Here is a 23,508-nt window from a genome sequence, read left to right on the forward strand (position 1 = left end):
GCCGCCGGAGCACGTCAAGATCGGCGCAAGGTCAGCGTATCCGCGGCTCTCATCAGGCCGTGAGTGTCGGCGTTGCCGGCCAGCACGTAGCGCTGGTGGTGCTCGGTCCAGGTGAGCAGACGCAGCGCGCCGGCTCGGTGCGCCGACCATTGCGAGTGGCTCGAAGCCGCCAGCGTGGAAGCCGTCAGCAGCACCACCGGCTTGCCGTCGGCGTTGACGTAGACGAATTCCGCCGCCCGCGAGAAGGGGCCGAGCTGCACGAGCTTTTTCGCCACGAAACGCAGACCGACGGAACCGAGATCTGGCGCCGGTTCGCCGCCAGCCAAGGCCGGCGCGGGATCAGCCGCGCTCGCCGTGGGGTCGGAAGCCCGCGCGAGCGCCATGACAGCGGCGTTGTCGAGCGCCTGCGGGGAGACTTGGATGGCGGCGATCCATCCGCTCGTGGCGAGAACGGCGACAGCGAGCGTCATCAACATGCGCACCGCGGCGAGATTGCCGAGTTGCGCCCAGCGCCGGTGCAGGGCGGCACGCCACGGTTCGCGCGGCGGCGAAGTTTTGCCCGGCGGCGAGCTCTCGCCGGCATGGTGGAACGCATGCTTGATCTGCGCGTTGAGCCGGGCGTAGAAAGCGACACGGCGGGCTTCGCCGGGCCGGCTTTCCAGATAGTCGTGCAGATGCGCGGCGCGATCCGGTGCAAGCACACCGTCGGCATAGGCGAGGATGTCGTGCTCGGAAAGCGAGGTGGATTCGGGTCGATGGGTCGGTGCCATGGTGTCAGCGTCAGGCAAGTAGCGTCTCTTGACGAGGCAAACACGGCCATTTCGCGTTTATTCCATCGCAACGACAGATTTTGACGCTTCGATGATTTGGTAGCAGGAATAAATCCGCTCGCGCTGTGTTAGCCCGCATGAAGCGTCGATTTCGAGCCAAGGAGCCCCTGTGACCAAACCGTCGTCGTCCCCTCCGTCCCCACTCTGCGTGCCGTGCCGGCTCGCCGCCATCGGCGCGGTCGTCGCGGCGCTCGCCGGCGGCTTCGCCTACGTTGCCGGCTGGCTCACGCCCGCCCGCCTGACGGCCCCGCGCATTGTCAATCAATTGCAAGCCAACGCCGGAGTGCACCCGGGTTACCGCCGCAATCATGCGAAGGGCGTTTGCGTGTCCGGCTATTTCGCGAGCAACGGCAACGGCGCCGGCGTGTCGCGCGCGGCCGTGTTCGAGCCGGGCGTGACCACACCGGTGATCGGGCGCTTCGCGATTCCCGGCGGCAATCCGTACGCGCCGGACAACAGCGTCCCCGTCCGCAGCATGGCGTTGATGTTCAAGCTGCGCGATGGCGAGCAATGGCGCACGGGCATGAACTCGACAGCGCTGTTCGCCGTGCACACGCCGATGCAGTTCTTCGAGCAGCTGCTCGCGTCGCGGCCCGACCCGGCCACGGGCAAGCCGGACCCGCAGCGGCTGAAGGCGTTCTTCGCGGCCAATCCTGAAACGCAGCCCTTCCTCGCCTGGGTGAAGGCGAATCCGCCGTCATCGAGCTTCGCGAACGCCGCGTACTACAGCATCAACGCGTTCCGTTTCACCGACGCCGCCGGGCAAACGCGATTCGTGCGTTGGTCGATGCGGCCGGAAACGGCTTATGCACCGCTCACCGCGGCGGAAAAAGGCGAGAAGAACTTTCTCTCCGATGAACTCAGTCAGCGCCTGGAAGCGAGCGGCAGCTTGCGCTGGCATCTGATCCTGACCGTCGCCGCGCCCGGCGACCCGACCGACGACGCGACCCAGCAGTGGCCCGCCGACCGTCAGCAGATCGACGCGGGCACGCTCGTCATCGATCACGAGTCGTCGCAAGAGGAAGGGCTGTGCCGCGACGTCAATTTCGACCCGACCATCCTGCCCGACGGGATTCGTCCATCGGACGATCCGCTCTTGGCGGCACGCTCGGCCGCGTACGCGCTGTCGTTCAACCGCCGCACGCATGAAGAAGCCGCACAGCCTGCTCACGCGAACCCGACCTCGAACGGAGCCCATTCATGAAGCCCGCGCAAACGCATTTCAGTCCGCTCGCGCGGCTCATCCACTGGACGATGGCCGTCGCGATTCTCGCGATGCTGTTCGTCGGCGTCGGGATGGTCGCGACCGTCTCGCGCGCGCACAACGTGTTGCTCGCGATTCATCGGCCGCTCGGCATCGCGCTGCTGGTGCTGGTGATCATCCGCCTCTTCGTGAGGATCAGGCGCGGTGCGCCGCCGCTGCCGGGGGATATGCCGGCGCCGCAGCAGTTCGTCGCGAAGCTCTCGCATGTCGTGCTGTACGCGCTGATGGCGGCGATGCCGCTGATCGGCTGGTCGATGTTATCGGCGGGGGGATTTCCCGTGACGCTGTTCGGCGCGCTGCATCTGCCGCCGATCATGCCGCACGACGTGCGGCTCTATGCGCTACTGCGCGCGCTGCACACGTACCTCGCGTTCGCGCTCTTCGCGACGGTGCTGATGCATCTCGCCGCCGCGCTGTTCCATGGCCTCATCCGGCGCGACGGCGTGCTCGCGAGCATGACGGGGTCTGCGGCGCGGCGCTGAGGGATGACCAGGGGCGGCTCAGGATTCGGCCAGGGGAATGCGCACCGTGACGTGCAACCCCGCCTGTGACGGTTCGTCCGCATAGCCGAGCCGAACGTCTGCGCCGAGTCGATCCGCGATGGTCTTGACGATCGAGAGCCCCAGGCCCGAGCCCACTTCGCCGCTCCCCAGCGCGCGATAGAACGGATCGAACACGCGCTCGCGCTCGGCCGCCGGAATGCCCGGTCCCGAATCCTTGATCTCCAGAACGGCGCGCCGATCGCGCGCGGTCACCGACAGATCGATGCGTCCGCGCTCGGGCGTATAGCGGATCGCGTTGTCGACGAGATTCCTCACGACCGCGATCAGGTCCACCTCGTTGACGAGGACGAGCGCATCGTTGTCGCCTTCCACGCCGATATCGATGCACTTGGCCTCGGCGAGCGCCATGAGGTCTTCGAGCACGCGCCGGTAGACGTGCTGCACGGAAACGGCCGTGCTTGGCCGCTCCGGCGTGGACTGCGCGCGCGCCAGCGTCAGCAATTGGTCGAGCAGACCCCGTCCGCGCTCGATGCCCTTGCGCAATACGGTCAAGCGATCGCGGGCCTCCCCGGACATGTCCGCTTCGGCGAGCCGCTCGGCTTGCAGCGACAGGGCTGTCAGCGGGGAGCGAAGCTCATGCGCCGCGTCGGCGACGAAGCGGCGCTGCGTCTCCATCGATTGCTCGATGCGCCCCAGCAAGCGATTGATCGCCACGACGAACGGCCGCACTTCGGCCGGCAGGTGCCCGGCGTCGACGGGGTGGAGTTCGCGCTCGCCTCGGCGGTCGATATCGGCGGCGAGCGACGCGATCGGCCGGAACATCTTGCGCACGAGATTGGCCGTGACCAGCAACAGGACGGGCACGAGAATCAAAAACGGCATGACGGTGCGCACGGCGCCGTCTCGCGCGATCTCGTCGCGAAAGCCGGTTTCCTGCGCGACCGCGATGCGCTCGCCGGTCGCCATCGTCTTGACGAGCACGCGGAACGGCTCGCCGCCGATCGTGAGCGTGTGCATGCCGTCGGGCGCGTCGAGCGGGATCGGCAAGACGTCCGAGGCATCGTTGCCGCTCGCAGCGGCGCTACCGGCGCTATCGGCGCTCAGGTATTGAACGACGACGCGCGATTCTTCATCGCTGTGTTGCGCGCGGCCGCGGTCCCCGAGATGCGGAAGCGGCAAGTGCTGCCGGTCGAACAGGGCCGCGACTTGCCGCAACACGTCGTCTTGCAGCTCATGGGCTTCGTCGAAGGCGGTCGCGAAGGAAATGACGCCGGCCACGATCGCGACGAGCAGAATCGCGAGCGACAGCCCGAACGACAGCCTGAGCTGAACCGACTCGCTCAGCCGCCTTTTGAAACCATCCATCCCACCCCCCGGACGTTCTTGATGATGTCGCTGCCGAGCTTGCGGCGCAGCGTATGGATCAGAAACTCGACCGCGTTGCTTTCGACTTCCTCGCCCCAGCCGTAGATGCGGTCTTCGAGGTCGCGCCGCGACAGAATCGCGCCGGGGCGCACGAGCAGGGCCTGCAGCAAGGCGAACTCGCGGTTCGAGAGCTGCAGCGCTTCGCCGCCCGCGACGAGGGCTTGCCGCGTCGCCGGATCGAGCGACACCGTGCCGTTCGAGAGCACGGGCGCGGCGCTGCCGGCTTTGCGGCGCAGCACGGCGCGCATGCGCGCGAGCAGCTCGGCCATTTCGAAGGGCTTGAGCACGTAGTCGTCGGCGCCGCCGTCGAGGCCGCGCAGGCGGTCGTCGAGGCCGTCACGCGCGGTGATGATGAGGAGCGGCACCGGGTTGTCGTCCGCGCGGATCGTCTCCAGCACTTGCTGGCCGTCTTTACCGGGAAGGCCCAGGTCGAGCAGGATCAGGTCGTAGTGCTGCATGCCGAGTGTCGTGAGCGCCGTTGGCCCGTCCTTTACCCAGTCCGCCGCGTAGGAGGCGTCTTTCAGCGCCGAGTGGATCGCCTCGCCGATCATCGGGTCGTCTTCGACCAGCAATACGCGCATGGCGCCTTCCTCCTGTGGTGACGATGGTGACGAGGGTCAATGGGCCTTGCTCGCGGCGCGTTGCCTGAACACCAGGAGGCTCGTCAGGATGAACGCCAGCAGCGCGGCGGACGCCGAGTAGCGGCTGAGCGCCAGACCGCCCGAGCTGAGCGGCTTGTCCAGGAGGTCGCCCAACGTGGCCCCGAGCGGACGCGTCAGGATGAAGGCAGCCCAGAACAGCAAGGTCCGCGAGACGTTCGTCCAAAAATAGGCCGCGGCGATCAGCACGATCAAGCCGCCGAATACGACTGCGGCGCCGGTATAGCCGAACCCCGCCGTATCCGCCATCCAGTCGCCGAGCGCGGTGCCGAGCGTCTGCGAGAACATGATCGTCACCCAATAGAACATCTCCGCCTTGGGCGAGCTGATGGTATCGACCGACACGGAACCGAGCGCGCGATACCAGACGAAGAGCGAAATCAGCAGCAACGCCAGCAGCAATGATGACCCGCCCGCATAGCCGATGCCAAGCGAGCGATCCGCGAAGTCGGCGAGCGTCGTGCCGACCGTGGTCGTGGCGATGATCGTTACCCAGTACAACGCGGGCTGGAACGCCTTCGCGCGAATCTGCACGATGACGGCGGCGATGAAGGCCACCGCGAAGATCAGCGTGCCGACCAGGTAGCCGAGGTTCATCGACATCGTGACGGCGTCGCCGCCGGTTTCTCCCAGCGTGGTGGCGGCAATCTTGACGATCCAGAACATCAAGGTGACTTCCGGCACCTTGCTCAATGCGTGTTCAGTGCGGTGATTCATAGGTGGCTCGATGAGTTGTAAGGTTGGGCTGCGGGTTCGCCGGCTGGCTAGGCGGGCGGCCACACGGCCGCCCTGCCGCCCTGCGAATCAGGCGATCAACACATGCCACAGTGTGCCCGGCCAAACTTAGCCTGGACATAGGCGCATCAGCGGCGCACCCAGCCTAGCGCGATGAACTTGCTGAAGAGCATCCGGTGGACGCGGATCGCAACCCCATAAGTGTGCGGCATCCACCAGCGTGTCGCGCAAGACACGAGCCAGGCGCTCGCGGCCGACACGCACACGGCGCCCGCCATATCGAGCGGATAGTGCACGCCGACGTAAATGCGCGCCCACGCGACCGGCAAACCCAAGAGCGCCAGCGCAACGCCGGTCGCGCGCCGGCCGCCATGCATCGCGAGACTGAACGCGACCGACCACATCAGCGTCAAGTGGTCGCTCGGAAAAGAGGAATCCGGCGCATGCTCGACGAAATTGTGGCCCAAGCCGATCACGAACGGACGAGGATGTTGCCATAACAAGGCGATGATCTGGTTGACGAGCAGCGCCACGATAGCGCATGCGGTGGCTTCGAGCATCATTTGCCGGGTCGCCTTGCCGCCTCGCAGCCATCCGATCGCCACGACAGCGGGCACGGCCCAGATCAGGTATTCGGCGCAGAAAATGCCGAGGGTAAGCATGAAGGGGCTGGGATGCGCGGGTGCGTTGAGCAACAGAAACAGCGATTGATTCAATTCTTCCATGAGCGATTGGCAGTGCGATTGCGAAAGCTCGCCACGGCGGCGCGTCGTGCTTCTCCAATGGCGCTGGGGACTGGCGAGTGGGGGAGATTACCGACGCAGACTTAGCGGTGACTGAGCATGCGGAACGATCGCCGTGCTGGAACGTCAAGACGATCGGGTAAGCTATGACCCGCAAACGGCACGAATAGTGCCCTTGATCGCGGCTGATTGCCGTGGCGCCGGTCTCGGACCGGTACGAAAACGATGTTTCACCACACGAGGATCGCAATGCGCCTGTTACTCGCCCTGGTTTTGCCTTGGCTTCAGTTCTTCACGATCGGCCGCCCGTTTGCTGGCATCATTTGTCTCTTGCTCCAGATCACGATCATCGGGTGGGTGCCGGCCGCGATCTGGTCGGTGTACGCGTTGAGCCAGTACAACACCGATAAGAAGATCGAAGAGGCGTTGTCGAGAAGGGCTTGAGCGTCACTCTCCAACGCCCGCGCTTGAGCGGCATCATCGTTTCAACCGATGCCAGGCAAACGTGATCCCGCGGCGCAGGTCGCCATTCAGGACGCGCCCCGTCACCGTGGCGAAGCCCCCCCAGACAACGGCCATCGGGCGGGGGAGCAGGAGGATCGGGGCCACCCAGAGGTGAAAAATGGCGCGTTTCGCGAAGCGCGTGTTGAAGAACTGGTGCGTCTCACGGGCACTGCCTTGATTGGCGAGACGCTGGCGCAGCAAATAGAACGGGTGATACGACAGCAGCATGCGCGTCTCGAAGCCGCGGATGTCGTGATCGGTCAGGCCGCTCGAACGGTAGCTGTCGAGGATGCGCCCCAGGCGCTCGACGAAAATCTCCGGCGCCCCGTAGCCCCCTGAGTTGTTGCGTTTGCATGCCAGCATGTATTCGGTCATGAAGGCGTTCTTGCGCGCGAGGATGGCGGCGCGCATGACCAAATGAACCTGCACGAGATTGCTGCCGCAATAGTCGCGCGCGTCGACGTTCGACTGAATGCGCCGGTTGACGAGCAGTGCCGAAATGAAGGTGATGAGCGGGCCGACGGCATTGAGGAATTTGCCGATCTCCGTGAATTCGCGAATGGCGCCTGCACGGCCCGGATATTCTGCGTCGGGGTCGTTCTCGTAGCCGAAAGGGCGCAGGCACAAGACGCCGTAGTCGTTCGATTCCAGCAAGGAAACGACGCGCGCGAGCGTGCCGCGCACATAGAGATCGTCGTCGCCCATGATCTGGACATAGTCGCCGCGCGCTTCGTTGAAGCATTGCGCGATATTCGCATCGGAGCCCAGGTCCCGGTCGTTGCGGAGATAGCGGACGGGAAGACCTGTGGCGATAAGGTTCGCGACGACGTCCGGCGTTTCGTCGGTCGAGTGATTATCGGAGACGATGACTTCGACCTTGCCGGCTTGAACGGTTTGCAGCTCCTCCAGCAACCGTTGCAGATTCATTTTCAAATAGTGCGCGCGGTTCAAGGTGGGAATGGCGATCGTCAGTTTCGGTGGATTCGCGGAAATCATGCAGTGGCTCTCCATAGGCTGTTGCAACGGCGCCAAATGATCACGCCGGCCGGCAGATTCACGATGATATTCACGCCGGCCATGACCGCTATCACACCCGCGGACGAGTAGTGCCGTGCCGCGTAGAACGAAGCGGGTACCGTAATCAATGCTGCAAACAGGCTGAGCCAGACGAGCGGCTCGCGGCGGAAACTGCGCAGGTGCAAGGCGAGTCCGCCGATGAACTGACCGATGAACGCGAAGAGGAAGAGTCCGAGCAATTGTGGCCACGGCAAGAGCCGGTGTACGGCTGAATACTCCGCGAAGCGCGTGACAAGGCCGACGACTGCGGTTGTCCCGGCGGCGAAGACGCCGAGGCTGACGCCGAAGTCGCGCCAGAAGAGCTGGTCGAGCCGGCGCCAATCGCGCGACGCGGCGGCCTGCGCCATGCCGGGCACGCGTCGCAGAAGCCAAGACTGAGAAATCAGCCCGATGGTATTCACGACGGTCAGCGACAGGCCGAACTGCCCGGCAACGATCGCGCCCTGGGTATGAAACAAGACGGGGGTGTTGATCTGCGTGAGCAGATAGCCGCATAGCCAGTTGATGCCCAGCCGCCATTGCAACGGCCAGATTTCTTCGCTCCAGCGGTAATCCTCGTTCGGCATGTCGCGAGCCATGGCGACGAGCGGGCGATGGAAGCTGGCCAGCCACACGAGCGGAATGCAGAGCGCCATGGCCGGTGTCATCACGACAGCCCATAGCCCCCCTCCCGAAGCGAGCGTCATCCAACAGGTGAGCGATCCAAGAACGGAAGTCGCGAGCCGTACCGAATAGACCTGTGCGATTTGGCCGCTTCCCTCGACCATGGAGAGGAACGGCAGGGGCAGCAGGCCGCCTGCGCTAAGCAAAGAGAGCACGAGCCAACAGGACACCCACGACATGCCTGTCGATGTCTTGGAAGCGAAGAAGACCCAGCCTCCGGGCAGAATCAAGGCGATGAACGCGAGCGCGGCGATCGCATACCAACGCACGGACTTCGCGAGCAGCGATCTGAAATGGGCCTGCCGGCTGCCTTCGAGCGCGTTGCCGCTTGCCCAGCGCAGTCCGACGAACGAGTGTGCCGCGACTTGAACCAGCACCGTCGAGAGGCCGAGATCGAAGAGCGTGTAAAGCGCAGCGACGCTCAGGAAACTGTAGTACCAGCCCTGAAGTTCGGCAGTGAGGTAGTGGACCGCGAGCACGGTTGTGACGAGGCCGGCGCCAGCCTGCCACACGCGCAGCGCCAGGATGAACGTGAGGTCCTGTCTCAAGCGGACGGTAAATGACGAAATTATCTGCTGCACGCTTGTGCCGCCCTCGATGTTTTGATGATGAGTGGATGTCGTGCGCGCTCACTGGTGCTCAAAACAGTTTCGCTGCGAGGTCGTAGTCGCTGGGCCGGCCGACGTCGAGCCAGTGCTCGAAGATCGGAAAGCAGGAAACGGGTGCGCCGCGCCGGATCTGCTCGTGAGTGACATCGGTCATGTGGTAAGGGCCGCTTGCCGGCAACGTCGAGAAGACCCTCGGTGACAGGAAGTAGATGCCGCTATTGATCAGAAAGCTGAATTTCGGCTTTTCGTCGATATGGCTGACACGCGTTCCCGTTGCGCTCACCACGCCGAACGGAACCTGGAAGCTGTATTGCGTCGCCGCGATGGTCAGCGCCGACTCGGTGCGCAGGTGGTAGGCAAGGAACATGCTGATGTCGAGATTCGTGAGAATGTCGCCGTTGAAGACGAGCGTTGTGTCGTCACGAGAGGAGAGCAGCGACAGCGCACCGCCCGTGCCGAGCGGAACATCCTCGTGAATGTATTCGATGGGCACGCCGAAGCGCTCGCCGCTTCCGAAGTGATTCACGATTTTTTCGGGCAAGTAGTGGGTCGAGATGAAGATGCGGGTCGCCCCATAGTTCACGAGCTTTTCGATGCTGATTTCGAGCATGGGGCGGCCGTTGATCTGCAGCATCGGCTTGGGCGTATCTTCCGTCAGCGGCCGCAGCCGCATGCCGAAACCTCCCGCCATCACCACCGCCGTGAAATGCTGGTTCACATACGAGGGCGACGAATTGATGCTTTGATGATCGACGATCTCGACCGGTGCGCCATGACGATCGACGAGAATCAATTGACGCAGCGAATGCCGGCGAAACAGCGTCGTTCGTTCCGCATGCGTCGAGCCGATGTTGGCGGTGATCGGTGCTGGCCGACTGGTCTTGAGCTTGACGTTGTGAATATCGCGCGCCGTGCCGTCGAGTTGCTTGCCCTCCAGAAAGGCGCGTCGCACATCGCCGTCGGTGACGATGTTGACGAAGCGCTCCGCGTCGTCGTAGATCAGCACACAGCCCAACGGCCCGCTGGCTTGGATGCGGGCGACAACCTCGGAAATCGGGGCGTCGAGCGATACTTTGAGTCGGTTGATGTTCGCGTTCGTCATGTCCGCACCTTCTCTGGCAAATCAGTTTCGAAGTCGTGACCGGGGCTTCAGGGACGGGATTCCGTCCGATACCGGCACGCCAGGCTCGCGTAGTTAGTGAAGGTCATAAAAGGTCTTGTGAAGCAGATCGCTCAGGTCGTGCGATACGAGGATATCGACGATCTGTGCGGTCGTTCCGGGCCGGTCATAGGGATTGCTCGCGCTGGCGGCGCGCTGGCGAAAGTCGGCCGACAGCGCACGCCGGAGCGCCTCGACGATGTGCGCTGTGTCGTCATCGCACGTAATGACGCTTTCTCCGCGCACGCGTCCGGCTTGCCGCGGGCCGATGTCGACGCTCGGCACGCCGAGCGTCGGCACTTCGATGATCGCGCTCGACGAGTTTCCCACGACCGCTGCGGCGTATCGCGCAGCAGACAGATAGAGTCTTGCCCCGAGCGACATATGGAATCGATAGCGGCCGGGGTGTTCGGCCGCCCGCGCCGCGAGAAGCCGGTTGATTGCCATGCCGCCGGCATCGGCGTTCGCGCCTGTCATGACGACAGTGTGGTCCGGGAACCGCTCCAGCGCGTCGAGCAACGCGTTCAACTGGGCTTCGGGCCGCTTTGGGGACAGCGTGGCGGGATGGAAGGTGACCAAGAAGTAAGGTTGCTGCGGATCGATGCCTAGCCTGCGGTCGATTTCGTCTTTGTCGAAAAGATCGAGAGTCCGGATATTTTCGACACCCATTGCGCCGACTGCGAACACGCGATCGGGACGCTCGCCGAGTTGAATGACACGGGTCCGGTAGGCTTCCGTGCTCGCGAAGTGCAAATGGCTCAATTTCGTTATCGCGTGACGAAACGATTCGTCGATGGCGCCGAATGTGAGTTCGCCGCCATGCAAATGGGCGATGGGAATCTTGCAGACCGTTGCTGCGGCTGCGGCCGCGAAGGCCTCGAAGCGGTCGCCGAGAATGACGAGGAGGTCCGGTTCGAGGCGTCGGAATGCGTCGCCGTAGCGGATCATGCCGAGCCCCATCGCGGTGTACACGCCGGATTCCGACGCGCTGTCCATCAACACTTCGATTCGTTCGTCGATGGCGATGCCGTCGCCGGCAATTTCCCGCCAGGTTGCGCCGCTCGATTCCGCGACATGCGATCCGGTCGCCAGCAGCTTGACGGTCACGTCTTGCGTGGCCGCAAGCGCGCGAATCAGCGGGCGCAGCAAGCCATATTCAGCGCGTGTGCCGGTGAAGATACAGATCGTGCGCATAGCGTGAATCCTGTGTAGAGCGAATTGCGGTTGACATCACCAATTCTTCGCACCCAGCGTCCAAGTGCCATAGGCCGGCCTTGCCGGGTCGATCAACGCTGGATGCGCCTGCTTTGCGTACGCGAGGTCGGGAGGGTTCGCGTACACGAGCTTGAAGTCGAGGCCATCGGACATGTAGAGATAGGCCGGCTCCCCGTTCGAACGAGGCGTCATCGACTTCATGCGCGCCATGTAATCGGGAAACAGCCCAGGAATGTCGCCGTTGACGATCGGTGGTCCGATGCGCTCGGTCGGCGAGAGCTCGTGGATGGGAATGTCACCATCGGGGAGCGATGCCGTGACGGGGTAGTGTCCGTGATCGAGGCGGTAGGCGCTCAATGCTTTGGCGATATCGAAAATTTGTTCGACGCGCGCGTCGGCTTGAACGTATTCGTACGCCATGCTCACGTCCATGTAGGAGCCAAGGTTCGACTCCCACGGATCGCCTCGGAGATACGACCGAACGATCGACAGAACGCGCAAATCGTTGAGCGTGACGACACCGTTGCGCACCGTGATGATCGCGTGCGGCTTGTCGAACTGGTAGTCGCCGAAGTTGAAGCGCTTTCGCAATGCCGGATTCGAGAGGAGCGCTACCTTGGGCGGCCAGGTGCTGTACTCATCGACCGATACGCCTAGCCTGTCGCGAGTGTGATACACGGATACCAGCTCGCCCGTGTACTCGTAGTTCCAGAGCTTGCGGTCGTCGATGCGATGCGCAGCGTCGTCGAAGACGAAGGTGCGGATGTCTTTAAGCGGCGCCTGATGCGCCTGAACGAACGCCATGATCGCCGTCTGGCGAATCCAATCGCGCCAAAGATCCAATCCGCTGACGAGGCCGCTGCCCACGGAGGCGCCGATCACGTAGCCGAGCAGAAGGTCATGTCCGATGCTGCGCAGCACCGCTATCTTCGAGAACGCCAGATCGAGAAGGTTGGCGAACGAGATCAACACGAGTGCGAGCCCGGCGATCGCAGGGAGGATGTTGCGGCTTTCGTAGAAGTCGGTGAGTTCGGGCGCCTTGCCTACGATCAGGTACGGATAGACGGCGGCGGCGAACAGGACCCAGCCGAGCGCCGCTTGCGCGAGCGCCTTGTTCAATGTCGGCCGCTGCCGCCTGCGCGGTGCGATGCGCAGCAGCAGGAAGCAGATGAGTGCGCAGGCCAGCAGCATGAGCGGCGTGACGCTGCGTGACGAAGTGGCGAAATAGTCTCGCAGGACTGGCCGGATCGCTCCGAAGGCGTTGAAGATCGACGACATCAGAATGCGCCGATCGACGTCGTTGTAGTCGCCATAGAGCGTGGACTTGACGCTTGTCAGCCGCTTGATCAGTGCGAAGACGATCGGCAAGGCGAGCAATACCGCGTTTTGCAGCGCGAACTCGCGCAACGGTGCTTTGGCTTTATGCAGGATCGAGCGCAGGCATGCCGGCAAATCGCGGAGACGGGAAGCCAGTTCACGCCAGCCAGAAAATTCGGCGGACCAGTCGATGCGCTCGCTCGCCTGACGGGCGGCCAAGAGGACCAGGAGCGCGAGGAACAGCGGAATGAGCGAGTTGAGGTAGAACGAAAAGAAAAAGAACGGCAGGCTCAGGAGCCGCGCTTTTTTGCGGTTGGGCATCGTCAGCAAGCATGCGCAGCCGATCCAGAAAGACGCGATGTAGACGTTGTACATCGCTACGCTGGTCAGGAATCGGATCATTGCGACATGCGTTGCCGCATAAATCAGAAACAGCTTGAACGCATCGTTGCCGGAGATCACGCGCTGGCGATACAGCACGTAAGCTGCGGCAATGCCCGCGATGACCCATGCGACCAGCGCGGTCGCGCGCATCGCGAGCGCCGGGGAGGGCAGCGCGTTGATGGCGTTGGTCAGGTAGCCCCCCCAGAAAATGCCCAACTCCCGGCCGATGCGGATGCTTTGTTCAGGTGCCTGAAAACGCCATACCCAGTCGTCCCAGAAGTATCCGGGGTTGCACAGAATGAGCGCGGTTCCGCCGAAGATCGCAATGAGCGCAATGGGCGCGCACCGAGCCCAGACTTGCAGCGACTGCAGGGCGGCGAGCCGCTTGTGCGGCACGTCACGCTCGCGTGGTTGCGCGTCGGTATCGGTTCGCAGCGGTGTCAGCATCGAGGCTTCATCCGGATCAAACATCGTTCACCAGGCGCACCAGCCGCCGTCGACAATGAGGTTCTGACCTGTCACGTAGCTCGACAGGTCGCTTGCAAGAAAAAGCGCCACGCCCTTGAAATCCTCTTCGGTCGCCATGCGTGCGAGCGGTGTGCGTTGCGTGTAGCGCTCGACAAACTCGGCGGGTTGATTGCGCCATACCCCGCCAGGGCTCATCGCGTTGACGCGAACGCGCGGCGCCAAGGTGGTCGCAAGCCAGTGGGTCAACTGAATCAGCGCGCCTTTGCTTGCACCGTAAGCGGCCGGATTGCCCATGGCGGTGCCTTCGTAGAGCCGCCAGTCCGGTCCTACGACGCCGTATAGCGAAGACACGTTGATGACCGATCCTTTGCCGGACTGTTCGAGAAGGGGCAAGGCGGCTTGGACGAGCTCGAAGACGGCGGTGACGTTCACCTCGAAAGCGGCGCGCCAGGCGGCGCTTCGCTGCTGCTCGAAGGGAACGGCCCAGCCGTCGAGCTTCGAGGTCCCGACGAAGGCCGCACAGTTGACGAGCACGTCAAAGCTTCCGCAGCGCTCGGCGACGTGCCGGGGAAGCGCGCGCACGCTGGCTTCGTCGGCAAGCTCGACTTCGAACGTGGCGACGTCGACGCTCGCCGCGCGGCGAAGGTGCTCTGCGCGTCGTTCCAGTTCCAGGCGTTCGCGATCCACTAGCGCAATCGTCGCGCCGGCTTCGGCTAGCGCCTCGGCGATCGCCGCGCCGATGTGCCCGGCGCCTCCGGTGATCACGGCGGTCTTGCCGGTAAGAGACATGAGTTGCGAGATCGTGCGCATCGTATCGATATGGCGTCGTTGACGTTAGAGGTGGACCCAGCGCCGATTCAGCGCGGCCGATTCCGCGGCGACGATAAAACGTAGAACGTCGCGGCCTTCGTCGAAGGAACACATCGTCGAGGTGTCGTTGTCGAAAAACGCTTGAAGTTGTGCGCGATAGGTCGAATCGCGCTCGGCTTCACAGCGGGTCATTTCACCGTCGACGGCCAGCGTGCCGTTCACGAGATCCAGGCTGGCGGTCAGATCTTGTGCGTTGATCGTGATGGTTCGCTTGGGCGTCCGGTCGAGGTAGTTGATGGAAATCGCCACGGCCGGACAGCGCTCGTTGACCGACAGGATCGAATAGACATCGTCGCTGTCGATATCGAGGCTGCTGACGTGCCCGCCAATGGCGGCGACCGATTGGGTTCGCCCGCACAGCCACAGCGCGAGGTCGATTTCATGCGACAGATCCCTCAACACGCCGCCGCCCTGCTCCTTGCGCGCGGAGTAAGACGACCGGTAGTCCGTTTCCGGGCGCCACTGCGGGAGATACTGCCCGGCGTAGAAGCTGGCGCTGTAGAGCGGCCGCGATGCGAGCGTCTCGCGCAGTTTTCTGACGAGCGGGTGAAAGCGCAGGTTGTAGGCCACCGAGACATGCATGGCCGGCGGCAGCGCGGGCGCTTTGTCGAGCCTATGGCACAGCGGTTTTTCGACCAGCAGGCGGCCTGCGAAGCCGGCTTGGGCCAGCTCCTGGAGGGTCTGCGCGTGAAGGTCGGTCGCGTTGGCAATCACGATTTGGTCGCAGGGTCGTTCGGCGAGCGCCTGCGCGATACTGGCGAAGCGGGGAAACGGCACCGCCGGACGGTTCGTGACACAGGCGACGTCCGCGCCCGCCTCCGCGGCGAGGCGGCTATGGCGCGCGCCGATCGATCCGTAGCCGATCACGAGCAGGCGCTTGTCCACGTTAGATCGGTTCATCTGCGGCATAGGCGCGCGTCGCCAGCGTTCCGACCACGCGATCCCATTGGGCAGGCGAAATGCCCGCCCCGGGACGACGCACGGTCAAGTTCTCGGGCGACAGCGGTTCGCCTTTGGCAATGGGACGGCTTGCGACGATCGACTTGCGCGCGATCAGGCGATTCGGCAGTTCGGACGGGGTCGGGCGCTTGCGGCCGTCGCCGAGCGCCGCCGTGACGCGGCGCACGGACTCGACCATCCGCGCGAACTCGGGCGCCTCGAGACTGGCGCGGTGATCGGGGCCTTCCATCGACCGGTCGAGTGTGAGGTGCTTCTCGATCACACGTGCGCCGAGCGCGGCGGCGGCGATCGGAATGTCGATGCCTTCCGTATGGTCGGAATAGCCGATCGAGATGCGCGGAAAGGCACTGCCGAGCGCGAGCATGGCGCGCAGATTGACCTCTTCGATGGGAGCCGGGTATTCGGTGGTGCAGTGGAGTACCGTGATCCGCTCGAGTGGCGTGCCTGCCGCCTCCAGCGTTTCCAGCGCATCTTCCACCTCGCCGAGCTTCGCCATTCCCGTGGAGAGGAAGATCGGCAGCCTCATCGCGCCCAGTTCGCGCAGGAACGGAATATCGGTGAGATCGCCTGAGCTGACTTTCAGTGCCTTCATGCCCACGCCGGCGAGAAAGACGGCCGATTCCGCATCGAATGGCGTGGACAGGAAAGCAATGTCCCTTTGTCCGCAATAAGCGGCGATATCGCGAAAGGCGGGAAGCGGCAATTCGAGGCGCTTCAACATCTCGAACTGCGACTCGCCTGCGCCACTTGTCTGCTTCTGATAGTTCGCTTTCGGCGCGAGCCGCGTGACGAGCTTTTCTGCGCGAAAGGTCTGGAATTTGACGTAGCTGGCGCGCGCTTGAGCGGCAGCGTCCACCAGGCGATAGGCCAAATCGACAGAGCCGTTGTGATTGACGCCGGCTTCGGCGATGACTGTGCAGATTGGATTCACTTTGCGTGTGCTCCGATAAACAGCGCGCCGTCCGGCAGCGTCTTAAGAACACGGGTTCCCATTCCGACGATGCAGTCCGCGCCGACCACGACGCCTTCGCGGCAGACGGCGCCGCTGCCGATCAGGCTTCGATCGCCGATCGTGGCGCCGCCGTTGAGGACTGCGGTTGTCGCGACGTGGCAATGATTGCCGACAACCGCATCGTGCTCGATCAGCGCGCGGGTGTTGACGATCGTATTTGCGCCGATTCGCGCATCGGGGCCGATGTGTGCCGCGTGCATGACGACCGTGCCTTCGCCGAGCGTCGCTGAGCGCGCGACGTGCGAGCGAGCGGACACGAGAGCCGGCAGCGTGAAGCGGGCCGCTTTCAGCGCATGGAACAGGCGAATCCTGATGTCGGGTGACTTGATCTGTCCGCAGGTGACGAGCGCGAACTCGCAGCGCTCGCGCAGCCGATGGAGATCGTCATCGACGCCGACGACCTCGTAGCCCATCACCTCCGAGATCGCACTGCCGCGCCGTTCGACGATGCCGGCAATGCGCCACGCTTGCGTCGATTCGATGACGTCGATGACCGCTTTGCAATGACCGCCTCCGCCGACCAGCAAGATGTCTTTCATGTCGTCGCCTCGGTGCGTACGCCGCTCGGAATGTTGACGAGCCGGGCACTGACATGCGCTGTGACGTCGAGCGGTCCGCGCGGGCTTTGCGCGAACATCGGCAGCGTATGCAGCGGCTCCCAGGCGGGGCGCGTCATGACGCCCGCGTTGTTGGTGACCTCCAGGCAGGCATCGCGCTCGGCCTCGTTGCGCAGCAGAATCGCGCAGAGCCAATAGTTGGCGCGCGTGCCCTCCGGTTCGGCCACGAAGGGAATGTCGGAGGCCGTGAAGGCGGCCCGATAGCGTTGGGCGAGTGCCCGTTTGAAGCGAAGGAAATCGTCCAGCTGCTCGAGCTGCGCGCAGCCGAGCGCGGCATTCAAATTCGGAAGCCGGAAGTTGTAGCCGATTGCGTCATGCTCGAAGCGCCAGCGGTGGGGGACCTTCGCCGTGGTCGTCAGGTGTTTGGCCCGCTTGGCGATGGCCGGGTCGTTCGTCATGATGGCGCCGCCGCCGCCGGTCGTGCACACCTTGTTGCCGTTGAAGCTCAGCGTGCCCAATCGACCGGTGGTGCCGCAATGCCGCGTGCCGCGCCAGCTCCCGAGCGCTTCGGCGGCGTCCTCGACGAGCGCAATGCGCCACGCCTCGCAGACTTCGGCGATCTCGTCGATGCGGCACGGAAAGCCGAACGAATGCATCGGCACGCAGGCGGCCACGCGGCGGCCCGACGCGCGATGCCGCACGCTGCCGTTCGTGCGTTCGCACTCGCGCTCGAGAAATGCGCGCAGCGCATCGGGCGACATGCCGAGCGTCGCCAAGTCGACATCGACGAAAGCCGGCACCGCGGACGCGTGAGCGATCGCGTTCGCGGTGGCGACAAAGCTGAGCGATTGCGTGATGACCAGGTCGCCGGGCTCGACATCCGCGAGCAGCAGGGCCATGTGCAGCGCAGTGGTGCCGTTCGTTGTCGCGATCACGTGCTGCGCACCCGTGAGTGCGACCAGCATGCGCTCGAACTGGTCCACGTACTCGCCCACCGACGAAACGAAGGTCGATTCGATCGTCGACTCGACATAAGCGCGCTCGTTGCCGGCAAATACGGGGGCATGGAGGGGCAGCGGTCCGTTACCGCCGTACACGTGGCGGACGATGCGAAGGATGTCGTGGGCGCGGGTCATGGCTCAGACGTTGTAGAGATCGGCTTTGTAGCGCGCCAGATTGGCGGGCTCCGTGAACCACTGCACGGTCTTCGCGATGCCTCGGCGAAAGCCGTCCGGTCCGCCGTATTCGGGCGCCCAGCCGGTCAGCGCGCGCAGGCGTCCCGCATCGGCAAGCAGCCGTTCCACTTCGCTCTTCTCGGGACGCAGCCGCTGCTCGTCGGTTTCGACGCGCACGTCGATGCCCATCGTCTCGGCGATGACCTTGACGGTGTCGGCAATGCTGATCTCGAAGCCGCTGCCGGCATTGAGCACCTGGCCCACCGCGGCGTCGCTCTCCATCACCGCTTCGAACGCGCGGACGGTGTCGGTGACATAGTTGAAGTCGCGTGTCGGATGCAACGAACCGAGCTTGATCGCGCGCCGGCCGTTGGCGATTTGCGTGACGATGCTCGGAATCACGGCGCGTGCCGATTGACGCGGGCCGTACGTATTGAACGGACGCAGCACGGAGACCGGTGTGCCGAACGACAAGTGGAACGACAGCGCAATCTGATCCGCGCCGATTTTCGAGGCCGAGTAGGGCGATTGACCTTGTAGAGGATGGGTTTCGGAGATCGGGACCGTGAGCGCCGTGCCGTACACCTCGCTCGTCGATGTGTGCACGACGCGCGCGCCGGAATCGCGCGCCGCCTGCACGACGTTCAGTGTGCCCTTGATGTTGGTATCCACGTACGTATCCGGCGAGTGGTACGAATAGGGGATCGCGATCAGTGCGGCAAGATGAAGAACGACGTCACGATCGGCGACCGCCTTGCGCACGCCGTTCGGGTCGCGGATGTCGCCGGCGAAGATGTCGAGCGAGGATTGCACGTCGCGGGCTGCATGGTCGAGCCAGCCCCACGAGTTGAACGAGTTGTACAGCACGAATGCGCGGACGTCGTGCCCGGCACGCACGAGATGTTCGGTGAGGTGCGAGCCGATAAAACCGTCCGAGCCGGTAACCAGGATTCTCTTTTTCGACGACATGCGTTTCCTTTGCGAAGTCGGTGGACGAGCTTGCCGCGGGGGATAGCGGCAAGCTCGTCTAATCGTTGTCGAACATCGTCATGTTGCGTTCCAATTCCTCACGCGCCAGCAACGGGTCCATGTCTTCCATCGGACGCGATGCGAGCGTGCCGTCCGGCTTGCGGTATGAGCTCGCGCGGAAGCGCTGCTGTTGCTGGGACACGAGCATTTCGACGATCCATGGTTCGTCGTCGGCGAATACCCGCGCGATCGACTCCTTCAGCTCGGCGTTCGTTGCGATGCGCAGGTACTTCAAGTGGAATGCCGCGGCCAGTTGCTCGAAGTTCGGATTGCCGACGCCCGAATGCACGTCCGTCCCGACCTGGCGACCGTCGAAGAAGCGCGTCTGCGTGTTGCGGATGCTCTGGTATCCGTCGTTGTTGCTGATGAAGAGTTTGGCGTTCAGCCGGTTGTGGCCGAGGAACATCAGCTCTTGAATATTGAAGAGCACGCTGCCGTCGCCGGTGACCAGGACGCCGCGGCGCTTGCGATCGTCCGCAATGCAGGCGCCGACGAGCGCCGGAAGATCCCAGCCCATCGCGCCCATGCATGCGCTCGTGAAAGCGACCTGGCCGTCTTTCACGCGGTGGTTCTGATAGGCGATGATGCAGCCGTCGAGCGAGTTGCCGCTCACGACGATGTCGGTATCGCCCAGTTGCCGCGACAGCTCGTCGTACGCAGCGTAGATATCGACGTGCTCCTTTTGCAGATGCTCGGAAGAAGGCATCGGCGGGTACTCGCGCTTCCACATCGCGCAGGCGTCGAGCCAGCGCTGCGGGGTTTTCCGGTCGCGCAATTCGAGCTCTGCGCGAAACGCGGCGATAAATTCGTTCGCATCCGCCAGCACCGGCAGATCGATCGTGATGTTGCGCTTCTCGAGATCGCCTTCGTCGATGTTCACGAGAATCTTCTTCGCCTTCGGCGCGAATTTGTCGCTGAATCCGATGGCCGCGATCGACAGGCTCGTGCCGATCGCGAGCACGAGATCCGCATTTTGCAGCGCAAAGTTGGCGCGACGTTGCCCGCCGGGACCGATCCGGCCTTGGAAACAGGGATCGTCTTCGGCAAGCGCATCCATCGCGCTGATGGTCGACATGGCCGGCACGCGCAGATCCGCGACGAGTTTGCGGAAGGACTGGCGTGCGCCGCCGAGCACGATGCCGTTGCCGTAGAGAATGACCGGCCGCTTGGCAACCGCGAACCAATCGGCGATCTGTGCGACAGCCGCCTGGTCGAGTTCCGGCGTGGCTTTCCCTTCCGGCACATAGGCGCGCTGTTGCTCCGGCTCGATCAGGGCGGACTGGATGTCGAGGGGAAGGTTGAGCCAGACCGGACCGGGCCGGCCGGCCCGCGCGAGATACAGGCACTTTTCCAGCTCGTAGCGGAGGTCTTCGGCACGCGTCACCGTGACTGCATGTTTCGTGACCGGCGCGGCCATCGGCGTGATGTTGATCTCCTGTGGCCCTACCTGGCGCTGGCGGTCGTAGTCCGCCATGATGGCCGTGCGCACCTGCCCGGAAATCACGAGAACCGGGATGGAATCGACCCAGGCGCCCGCGACGCCGCTCAATGCGTTGGTGCTGCCCGGACCCGTCGTGACGAGGCATACGCCAAGACCTTCCGTCACCCGCGCATAGCCTTCGGCCGCGATTGCGCAGGCTTGCTCGTGGTAGTTGCACCAATAGCGCAAGTCGGGCGAGCGGCCCAACGCGTCGCATAGATACATGATCCCGCCGCCCGAGACCATGAACACATCCTTGACGCCCTCCTCGGCGACACGCTGAAACACATAATCCGCGACACTGATTGCCATCTGATTTCGCCCGATTGAAAGAGTGACTTGATTCGCGCCTTGTGAGCGAGGCCGCCCGCATTGACAAGGGTGTACAAAGACTGCCCGCCGGTTCCCGGCGTCACTTCAGGTCCGACCGCTTGCGGTGCCAAGCCAAGGTTCTGCGGATCGCTTCGTCGAGGGGCACGGCCACGCGCACACCCAATTCAGTCTCGATTCGCTTGAGCGAGGGCAAGTACGCCGACGGCGTCGCGCCAGGCACCGGGATGCCCTTGATCGTCACGGCGTCCGCCGGGTAGCCGCCCGCAGCGGCGACCCGACGCGCCAGCTCGCCGACCGATACCGCCTCTTTGCCGCCGACGTTGTACGGCACGCCGCTGCGGCCGCGCACCAGAATCGTCAGCAGCCAGACGACGAGATCGGCCGCATAGAGATACGAACGTAATGGCGTGCCGTCGCCGGTGACGACAATCTGGCGCCCATGCAACGCGTCGCGGATGAAATTGCCGATAACGTAGTTGTGCTCGAGAGACAGATGCGGCCCGACAAACGCGAAACAGCGCGCAATCAGGGCGTTGAAGCCATGCGTGTACGCAGCGACCGACGTCATGACCTCCATCGTCCGCTTCGATTGTCCGTACACGCTGCGCTCGGAGACATAGTCGGCGATGCCCGCGGGGCCCTCGACGTACCGCGAGACGTCGCTCGAATCGGACGGCAGATACACCGAGCCCGATGTCGTCAGCAGCAGCGATTTCGTCTGGTGACGCACGGCCATGTCGACGACGCGGCGCGTGCCGTCGATTGCCGAATTCAATTGGCGCTCCGCCCAGTCCGTTCGCTGGTCCACGTTGTTTTCTGACGCAGCATGCAGAATGTGCGTGCAGGGTTCGGCGGGGATGGCGAAGTCCGCCAACGAGCCTGTGACGAAGCGCAACGCCTCGCGGCCGCGCAAATGCGGCGCGCGCGCGCTCAAGAAACGCTCGGGCGAGCGGCTGAGGACAGTGATCCGCAGATCGAGCCGATGCGCCTGGTTTGCCCATAGCAGCGACTCCAACAGCCAAATGCCGAAAAAGCCGGTGCCTCCGGTCAGGAAGAGGTGCGCGCCGCGCAGCTCGGACCAGATCGGCGCGAGGCCCCGCGACACGTTATCCAGGTCTTCCTGGAAGAGCGAGTAGCCGTGTGGAATATCAAGCATCGCTGTTCTCGAAGTTGATGCGTTCGTGTTCGACGACCATCGGACGCCGGACCGTATGGGTGACGAGCAGGCCGATATATTCACCGAGCAATCCAACCAGCAGGAACAGCATGCCGAGGAAGAAAAAGAGGCTGATGGCGAGCGGCGCAATGCCCATTTGAAATTCGCTCCATGCCATGAGCTTGCGGACCAGGTAATAGATCCCCATGAGAAAGCTCAGGCCGCTCATGCAGGCGCCCATCAGCGTCGCAAGCCGCAGCGGTGCCTTCGAGTGATTGACGATGCCGAGCAGGGCGCTGTCGAGATACACGAAAAACGTGCCCTTCGAGATGCCGCGCTTCCTCACCGGCTTGTCGAACGGAACCTCCGCGCGTGCATAGCCGATTTCGCAAATGAGTCCGCGGAAATAGGGGTAAGGGTCATCGATGTCGCGCAGGATATCCATGACCGCGCGGTCATACAGACCGAAGCCGGTGAAGTTCTGGACTTGCTCGACATCGGAAATGCGGGTGATCAGCGAGTAGTACGCCCTGCGCAAAAGCGGAGTCAAGCCGCGCTCCTCGTGCTTGCGGCGTACCCCGATCGCAATCTTGAATCCTTCCTCCCAGCGCCGAATGAATTCGGGCAGCAGCTCGGGCGGGTCTTCCAGGTCGGAAGCCATGCCGATCACCGCGTCGCCTTTGGCAAGCAGCAAGGCGTGGTAGGGCGAACGAATGTGCCCGAAATTGCGCACGTTGACGATCGCCTTCAAACGCTTGTCGTTTCGGGCGACCTTGCGTATCACGTCCACCGTGCCGTCGGTCGACGCGTTGTCGATCAGAATGATCTCGTAGTCGTACTGCGGCACCTGCAGCATCGCCGCCGTGATGCGCGCGTGCAGTTCTTCGATGTTGTCTCTTTCGTTGAAGCAGCCAGCCACGATACTGATCAATTTTCGGTCGCTCATTCGCGCTGCGCCTTATTGAAAGTGAAACGGTCATGGCCGACATACGAAATCACGATGCCGACGGTCATGAGCATGGCCTGGGCAATCCAGAATGGGATGCCGATGACGTTCACCAGCAGCCAAAGTCCGGCAATGCCGATCAGCGCGTTGCCGCCGTACACGACATAACAACGCAGATATTCCTGGAGCCAACGTCCGTGAGACCGGAACACGAATAGCTTGTAGGCGATAAACGCCTCGGTAATGCTGACGACGTTGGCGATCGCCCCGATGGCGACGATGTGCAGGTGGCGAGTCAGCGCGTAGTAAAGGCCGACGGACACGAAATAGCCAAATGCCGTGTTGAGTCCGCCGATCAGCAGATACCGGAATCCCTTCCGGCCAATCTGCGGATAGGCGGTCAGGATGCGCGTCAGTGTCGTCCTCATACGTAGGC

23 protein-coding genes are annotated in these 23,508 nt (G+C 63.5%); 3 read left to right on the plus strand and 20 right to left on the minus strand.

All coding sequences use genetic code 11. The features are described 5' to 3' along the window. Positions 1-14: 14 nt before the first annotated feature. Positions 15-770 (minus strand): anti-sigma factor family protein, encoded by a 756-nt coding sequence (locus tag FAZ95_RS30995; RefSeq protein ID WP_137336242.1) that lies wholly within the window; start codon positions 768-770, stop codon positions 15-17. A gap of 169 nt (positions 771-939) precedes the next feature. On the opposite strand from FAZ95_RS30995, the gene FAZ95_RS31000 reads away from it, so the two are divergent. Together FAZ95_RS31000 and FAZ95_RS31005 are read left to right on the plus strand one after the other, a co-directional pair. Next, positions 940-2,034 carry a catalase family peroxidase gene (locus FAZ95_RS31000; protein WP_254700010.1) on the plus strand — a complete coding sequence of 365 codons (1,095 nt, stop codon included), beginning with the start codon at positions 940-942 and terminating at the stop codon, positions 2,032-2,034. Beyond that, positions 2,031-2,576, plus strand: a complete 546-nt coding sequence (locus FAZ95_RS31005) for a cytochrome b (RefSeq protein WP_137336243.1) — start codon at positions 2,031-2,033, stop codon at positions 2,574-2,576. The genes FAZ95_RS31000 and FAZ95_RS31005 overlap by 4 nt, the downstream gene beginning before the upstream one ends. 18 nt (positions 2,577-2,594) lie before the next feature. Here the strand turns inward: FAZ95_RS31005 and FAZ95_RS31010 are convergent, their stop codons facing one another. From FAZ95_RS31010 to FAZ95_RS31025, 4 genes are all read right to left on the minus strand, one after another. After that, positions 2,595-3,962, minus strand: a complete 1,368-nt coding sequence (locus FAZ95_RS31010; RefSeq protein ID WP_137336244.1) for an ATP-binding protein — start codon at positions 3,960-3,962, stop codon at positions 2,595-2,597. Beyond that, on the minus strand, positions 3,938-4,603 hold the full coding sequence (locus tag FAZ95_RS31015; RefSeq protein WP_137336245.1) for a response regulator transcription factor: 666 nt from the start codon (positions 4,601-4,603) through the stop codon (positions 3,938-3,940). Before FAZ95_RS31015 ends, FAZ95_RS31010 begins: the two co-directional genes overlap by 25 nt. Positions 4,604-4,639: 36 nt before the next feature. Next, the gene (locus FAZ95_RS31020) at positions 4,640-5,398 is read right to left on the minus strand and encodes a COG4705 family protein (protein WP_137336246.1); all 759 of its coding nucleotides are present in this window, start codon (positions 5,396-5,398) and stop codon (positions 4,640-4,642) included. Positions 5,399-5,544: 146 nt separating this feature from the next. Then, entirely contained in the window at positions 5,545-6,141 is a 597-nt protein-coding gene (locus FAZ95_RS31025) for an undecaprenyl-diphosphatase (RefSeq protein ID WP_137336247.1), read from the minus strand. Between the two features lie 267 nt (positions 6,142-6,408). Between FAZ95_RS31025 and FAZ95_RS31030 the strand changes: the two genes are divergently transcribed. Then, on the plus strand, positions 6,409-6,603 hold the full coding sequence (locus FAZ95_RS31030; RefSeq protein ID WP_137336248.1) for a YqaE/Pmp3 family membrane protein: 195 nt from the start codon (positions 6,409-6,411) through the stop codon (positions 6,601-6,603). A 33-nt stretch (positions 6,604-6,636) separates the two neighbouring features. Here the strand turns inward: FAZ95_RS31030 and FAZ95_RS39605 are convergent, their stop codons facing one another. The 15 genes from FAZ95_RS39605 to FAZ95_RS31110 all read right to left on the minus strand — a co-directional run bounded on the left by FAZ95_RS39605 (position 6,637) and on the right by FAZ95_RS31110 (position 23,500). Then, the gene (locus FAZ95_RS39605; RefSeq protein ID WP_175425811.1) at positions 6,637-7,659 is read right to left on the minus strand and encodes a glycosyltransferase family 2 protein; all 1,023 of its coding nucleotides are present in this window, start codon (positions 7,657-7,659) and stop codon (positions 6,637-6,639) included. Next, entirely contained in the window at positions 7,656-8,984 is a 1,329-nt protein-coding gene (locus tag FAZ95_RS39610; RefSeq protein WP_175425812.1) for a hypothetical protein, read from the minus strand. Before FAZ95_RS39610 ends, FAZ95_RS39605 begins: the two co-directional genes overlap by 4 nt. A gap of 58 nt (positions 8,985-9,042) precedes the next feature. Next, positions 9,043-10,113 carry a nucleotidyltransferase family protein gene (locus tag FAZ95_RS31050; RefSeq protein WP_137336252.1) on the minus strand — a complete coding sequence of 357 codons (1,071 nt, stop codon included), beginning with the start codon at positions 10,111-10,113 and terminating at the stop codon, positions 9,043-9,045. 93 nt (positions 10,114-10,206) lie between these two features. Next, positions 10,207-11,364, minus strand: a complete 1,158-nt coding sequence (gene neuC, locus FAZ95_RS31055; protein ID WP_137336253.1) for a UDP-N-acetylglucosamine 2-epimerase — start codon at positions 11,362-11,364, stop codon at positions 10,207-10,209. A 36-nt stretch (positions 11,365-11,400) separates the two neighbouring features. Beyond that, the gene (locus tag FAZ95_RS31060; protein WP_137336254.1) at positions 11,401-13,533 is read right to left on the minus strand and encodes a hypothetical protein; all 2,133 of its coding nucleotides are present in this window, start codon (positions 13,531-13,533) and stop codon (positions 11,401-11,403) included. A gap of 27 nt (positions 13,534-13,560) precedes the next feature. After that, entirely contained in the window at positions 13,561-14,364 is an 804-nt protein-coding gene (locus tag FAZ95_RS31065; protein WP_137336255.1) for an SDR family oxidoreductase, read from the minus strand. A gap of 24 nt (positions 14,365-14,388) precedes the next feature. Beyond that, positions 14,389-15,324, minus strand: a complete 936-nt coding sequence (locus FAZ95_RS31070; RefSeq protein WP_137336256.1) for a Gfo/Idh/MocA family protein — start codon at positions 15,322-15,324, stop codon at positions 14,389-14,391. Further along, a complete protein-coding gene (gene neuB / locus FAZ95_RS31075; RefSeq protein WP_137336257.1) occupies positions 15,311-16,315 on the minus strand; it encodes an N-acetylneuraminate synthase in 1,005 nt (334 codons plus the stop codon). The genes FAZ95_RS31070 and neuB overlap by 14 nt, the downstream gene beginning before the upstream one ends. After that, positions 16,312-16,935: a NeuD/PglB/VioB family sugar acetyltransferase gene (locus FAZ95_RS31080; RefSeq protein ID WP_137336258.1), complete on the minus strand. Its 624-nt coding sequence runs from the start codon at positions 16,933-16,935 to the stop codon at positions 16,312-16,314. The genes neuB and FAZ95_RS31080 overlap by 4 nt, the downstream gene beginning before the upstream one ends. Beyond that, positions 16,932-18,089: a LegC family aminotransferase gene (locus tag FAZ95_RS31085; RefSeq protein ID WP_137336259.1), complete on the minus strand. Its 1,158-nt coding sequence runs from the start codon at positions 18,087-18,089 to the stop codon at positions 16,932-16,934. The genes FAZ95_RS31080 and FAZ95_RS31085 overlap by 4 nt, the downstream gene beginning before the upstream one ends. A gap of 3 nt (positions 18,090-18,092) precedes the next feature. Continuing rightward, positions 18,093-19,097: an NAD-dependent 4,6-dehydratase LegB gene (locus FAZ95_RS31090; RefSeq protein ID WP_137336260.1), complete on the minus strand. Its 1,005-nt coding sequence runs from the start codon at positions 19,095-19,097 to the stop codon at positions 18,093-18,095. A 58-nt stretch (positions 19,098-19,155) separates the two neighbouring features. Further along, positions 19,156-20,949, minus strand: a complete 1,794-nt coding sequence (locus tag FAZ95_RS31095) for a thiamine pyrophosphate-binding protein (RefSeq protein WP_137336261.1) — start codon at positions 20,947-20,949, stop codon at positions 19,156-19,158. Positions 20,950-21,049: 100 nt separating this feature from the next. Beyond that, positions 21,050-22,126, minus strand: a complete 1,077-nt coding sequence (locus FAZ95_RS31100; protein WP_137336262.1) for an NAD-dependent epimerase/dehydratase family protein — start codon at positions 22,124-22,126, stop codon at positions 21,050-21,052. Then, positions 22,119-23,072 carry a glycosyltransferase family 2 protein gene (locus FAZ95_RS31105; RefSeq protein ID WP_137336263.1) on the minus strand — a complete coding sequence of 318 codons (954 nt, stop codon included), beginning with the start codon at positions 23,070-23,072 and terminating at the stop codon, positions 22,119-22,121. Before FAZ95_RS31105 ends, FAZ95_RS31100 begins: the two co-directional genes overlap by 8 nt. Then, positions 23,069-23,500, minus strand: a complete 432-nt coding sequence (locus FAZ95_RS31110) for a GtrA family protein (protein WP_137336264.1) — start codon at positions 23,498-23,500, stop codon at positions 23,069-23,071. Before FAZ95_RS31110 ends, FAZ95_RS31105 begins: the two co-directional genes overlap by 4 nt. Positions 23,501-23,508 lie beyond the last annotated feature (8 nt).

Origin of the sequence: Trinickia violacea, assembly GCF_005280735.1 — a bacterium.
GTDB classification, from domain to species: Bacteria; Pseudomonadota; Gammaproteobacteria; order Burkholderiales; family Burkholderiaceae; genus Trinickia_A; species Trinickia_A violacea.

What these genes read in the sequence shown, in the direction of transcription:
- FAZ95_RS31025 (WP_137336247.1), bottom strand. Translation starts at nt 6,141, where the DNA reads ATGGAAGAATTGAATCAATCGCTGTTTCTGTTGCTCAACGCACCCGCG.
- FAZ95_RS31060 (WP_137336254.1), bottom strand. Translation starts at nt 13,533, where the DNA reads ATGCTGACACCGCTGCGAACCGATACCGACGCGCAACCACGCGAGCGT.
- FAZ95_RS39605 (WP_175425811.1), bottom strand. Translation starts at nt 7,659, where the DNA reads ATGATTTCCGCGAATCCACCGAAACTGACGATCGCCATTCCCACCTTG.
- FAZ95_RS31010 (WP_137336244.1), bottom strand. Translation starts at nt 3,962, where the DNA reads ATGGATGGTTTCAAAAGGCGGCTGAGCGAGTCGGTTCAGCTCAGGCTG.
- FAZ95_RS31015 (WP_137336245.1), bottom strand. Translation starts at nt 4,603, where the DNA reads ATGCGCGTATTGCTGGTCGAAGACGACCCGATGATCGGCGAGGCGATC.
- FAZ95_RS31065 (WP_137336255.1), bottom strand. Translation starts at nt 14,364, where the DNA reads ATGCGCACGATCTCGCAACTCATGTCTCTTACCGGCAAGACCGCCGTG.
- FAZ95_RS31030 (WP_137336248.1), top strand. Translation starts at nt 6,409, where the DNA reads ATGCGCCTGTTACTCGCCCTGGTTTTGCCTTGGCTTCAGTTCTTCACG.
- FAZ95_RS31080 (WP_137336258.1), bottom strand. Translation starts at nt 16,935, where the DNA reads ATGAAAGACATCTTGCTGGTCGGCGGAGGCGGTCATTGCAAAGCGGTC.
- FAZ95_RS31020 (WP_137336246.1), bottom strand. Translation starts at nt 5,398, where the DNA reads ATGAATCACCGCACTGAACACGCATTGAGCAAGGTGCCGGAAGTCACC.
- FAZ95_RS31050 (WP_137336252.1), bottom strand. Translation starts at nt 10,113, where the DNA reads ATGACGAACGCGAACATCAACCGACTCAAAGTATCGCTCGACGCCCCG.
- FAZ95_RS31095 (WP_137336261.1), bottom strand. Translation starts at nt 20,949, where the DNA reads ATGGCAATCAGTGTCGCGGATTATGTGTTTCAGCGTGTCGCCGAGGAG.
- FAZ95_RS31090 (WP_137336260.1), bottom strand. Translation starts at nt 19,097, where the DNA reads ATGTCGTCGAAAAAGAGAATCCTGGTTACCGGCTCGGACGGTTTTATC.
- FAZ95_RS31100 (WP_137336262.1), bottom strand. Translation starts at nt 22,126, where the DNA reads ATGCTTGATATTCCACACGGCTACTCGCTCTTCCAGGAAGACCTGGAT.
- FAZ95_RS31005 (WP_137336243.1), top strand. Translation starts at nt 2,031, where the DNA reads ATGAAGCCCGCGCAAACGCATTTCAGTCCGCTCGCGCGGCTCATCCAC.
- FAZ95_RS31105 (WP_137336263.1), bottom strand. Translation starts at nt 23,072, where the DNA reads ATGAGCGACCGAAAATTGATCAGTATCGTGGCTGGCTGCTTCAACGAA.
- FAZ95_RS31070 (WP_137336256.1), bottom strand. Translation starts at nt 15,324, where the DNA reads ATGAACCGATCTAACGTGGACAAGCGCCTGCTCGTGATCGGCTACGGA.
- FAZ95_RS31110 (WP_137336264.1), bottom strand. Translation starts at nt 23,500, where the DNA reads ATGAGGACGACACTGACGCGCATCCTGACCGCCTATCCGCAGATTGGC.
- FAZ95_RS30995 (WP_137336242.1), bottom strand. Translation starts at nt 770, where the DNA reads ATGGCACCGACCCATCGACCCGAATCCACCTCGCTTTCCGAGCACGAC.
- FAZ95_RS31085 (WP_137336259.1), bottom strand. Translation starts at nt 18,089, where the DNA reads ATGACCCGCGCCCACGACATCCTTCGCATCGTCCGCCACGTGTACGGC.
- neuC (WP_137336253.1), bottom strand. Translation starts at nt 11,364, where the DNA reads ATGCGCACGATCTGTATCTTCACCGGCACACGCGCTGAATATGGCTTG.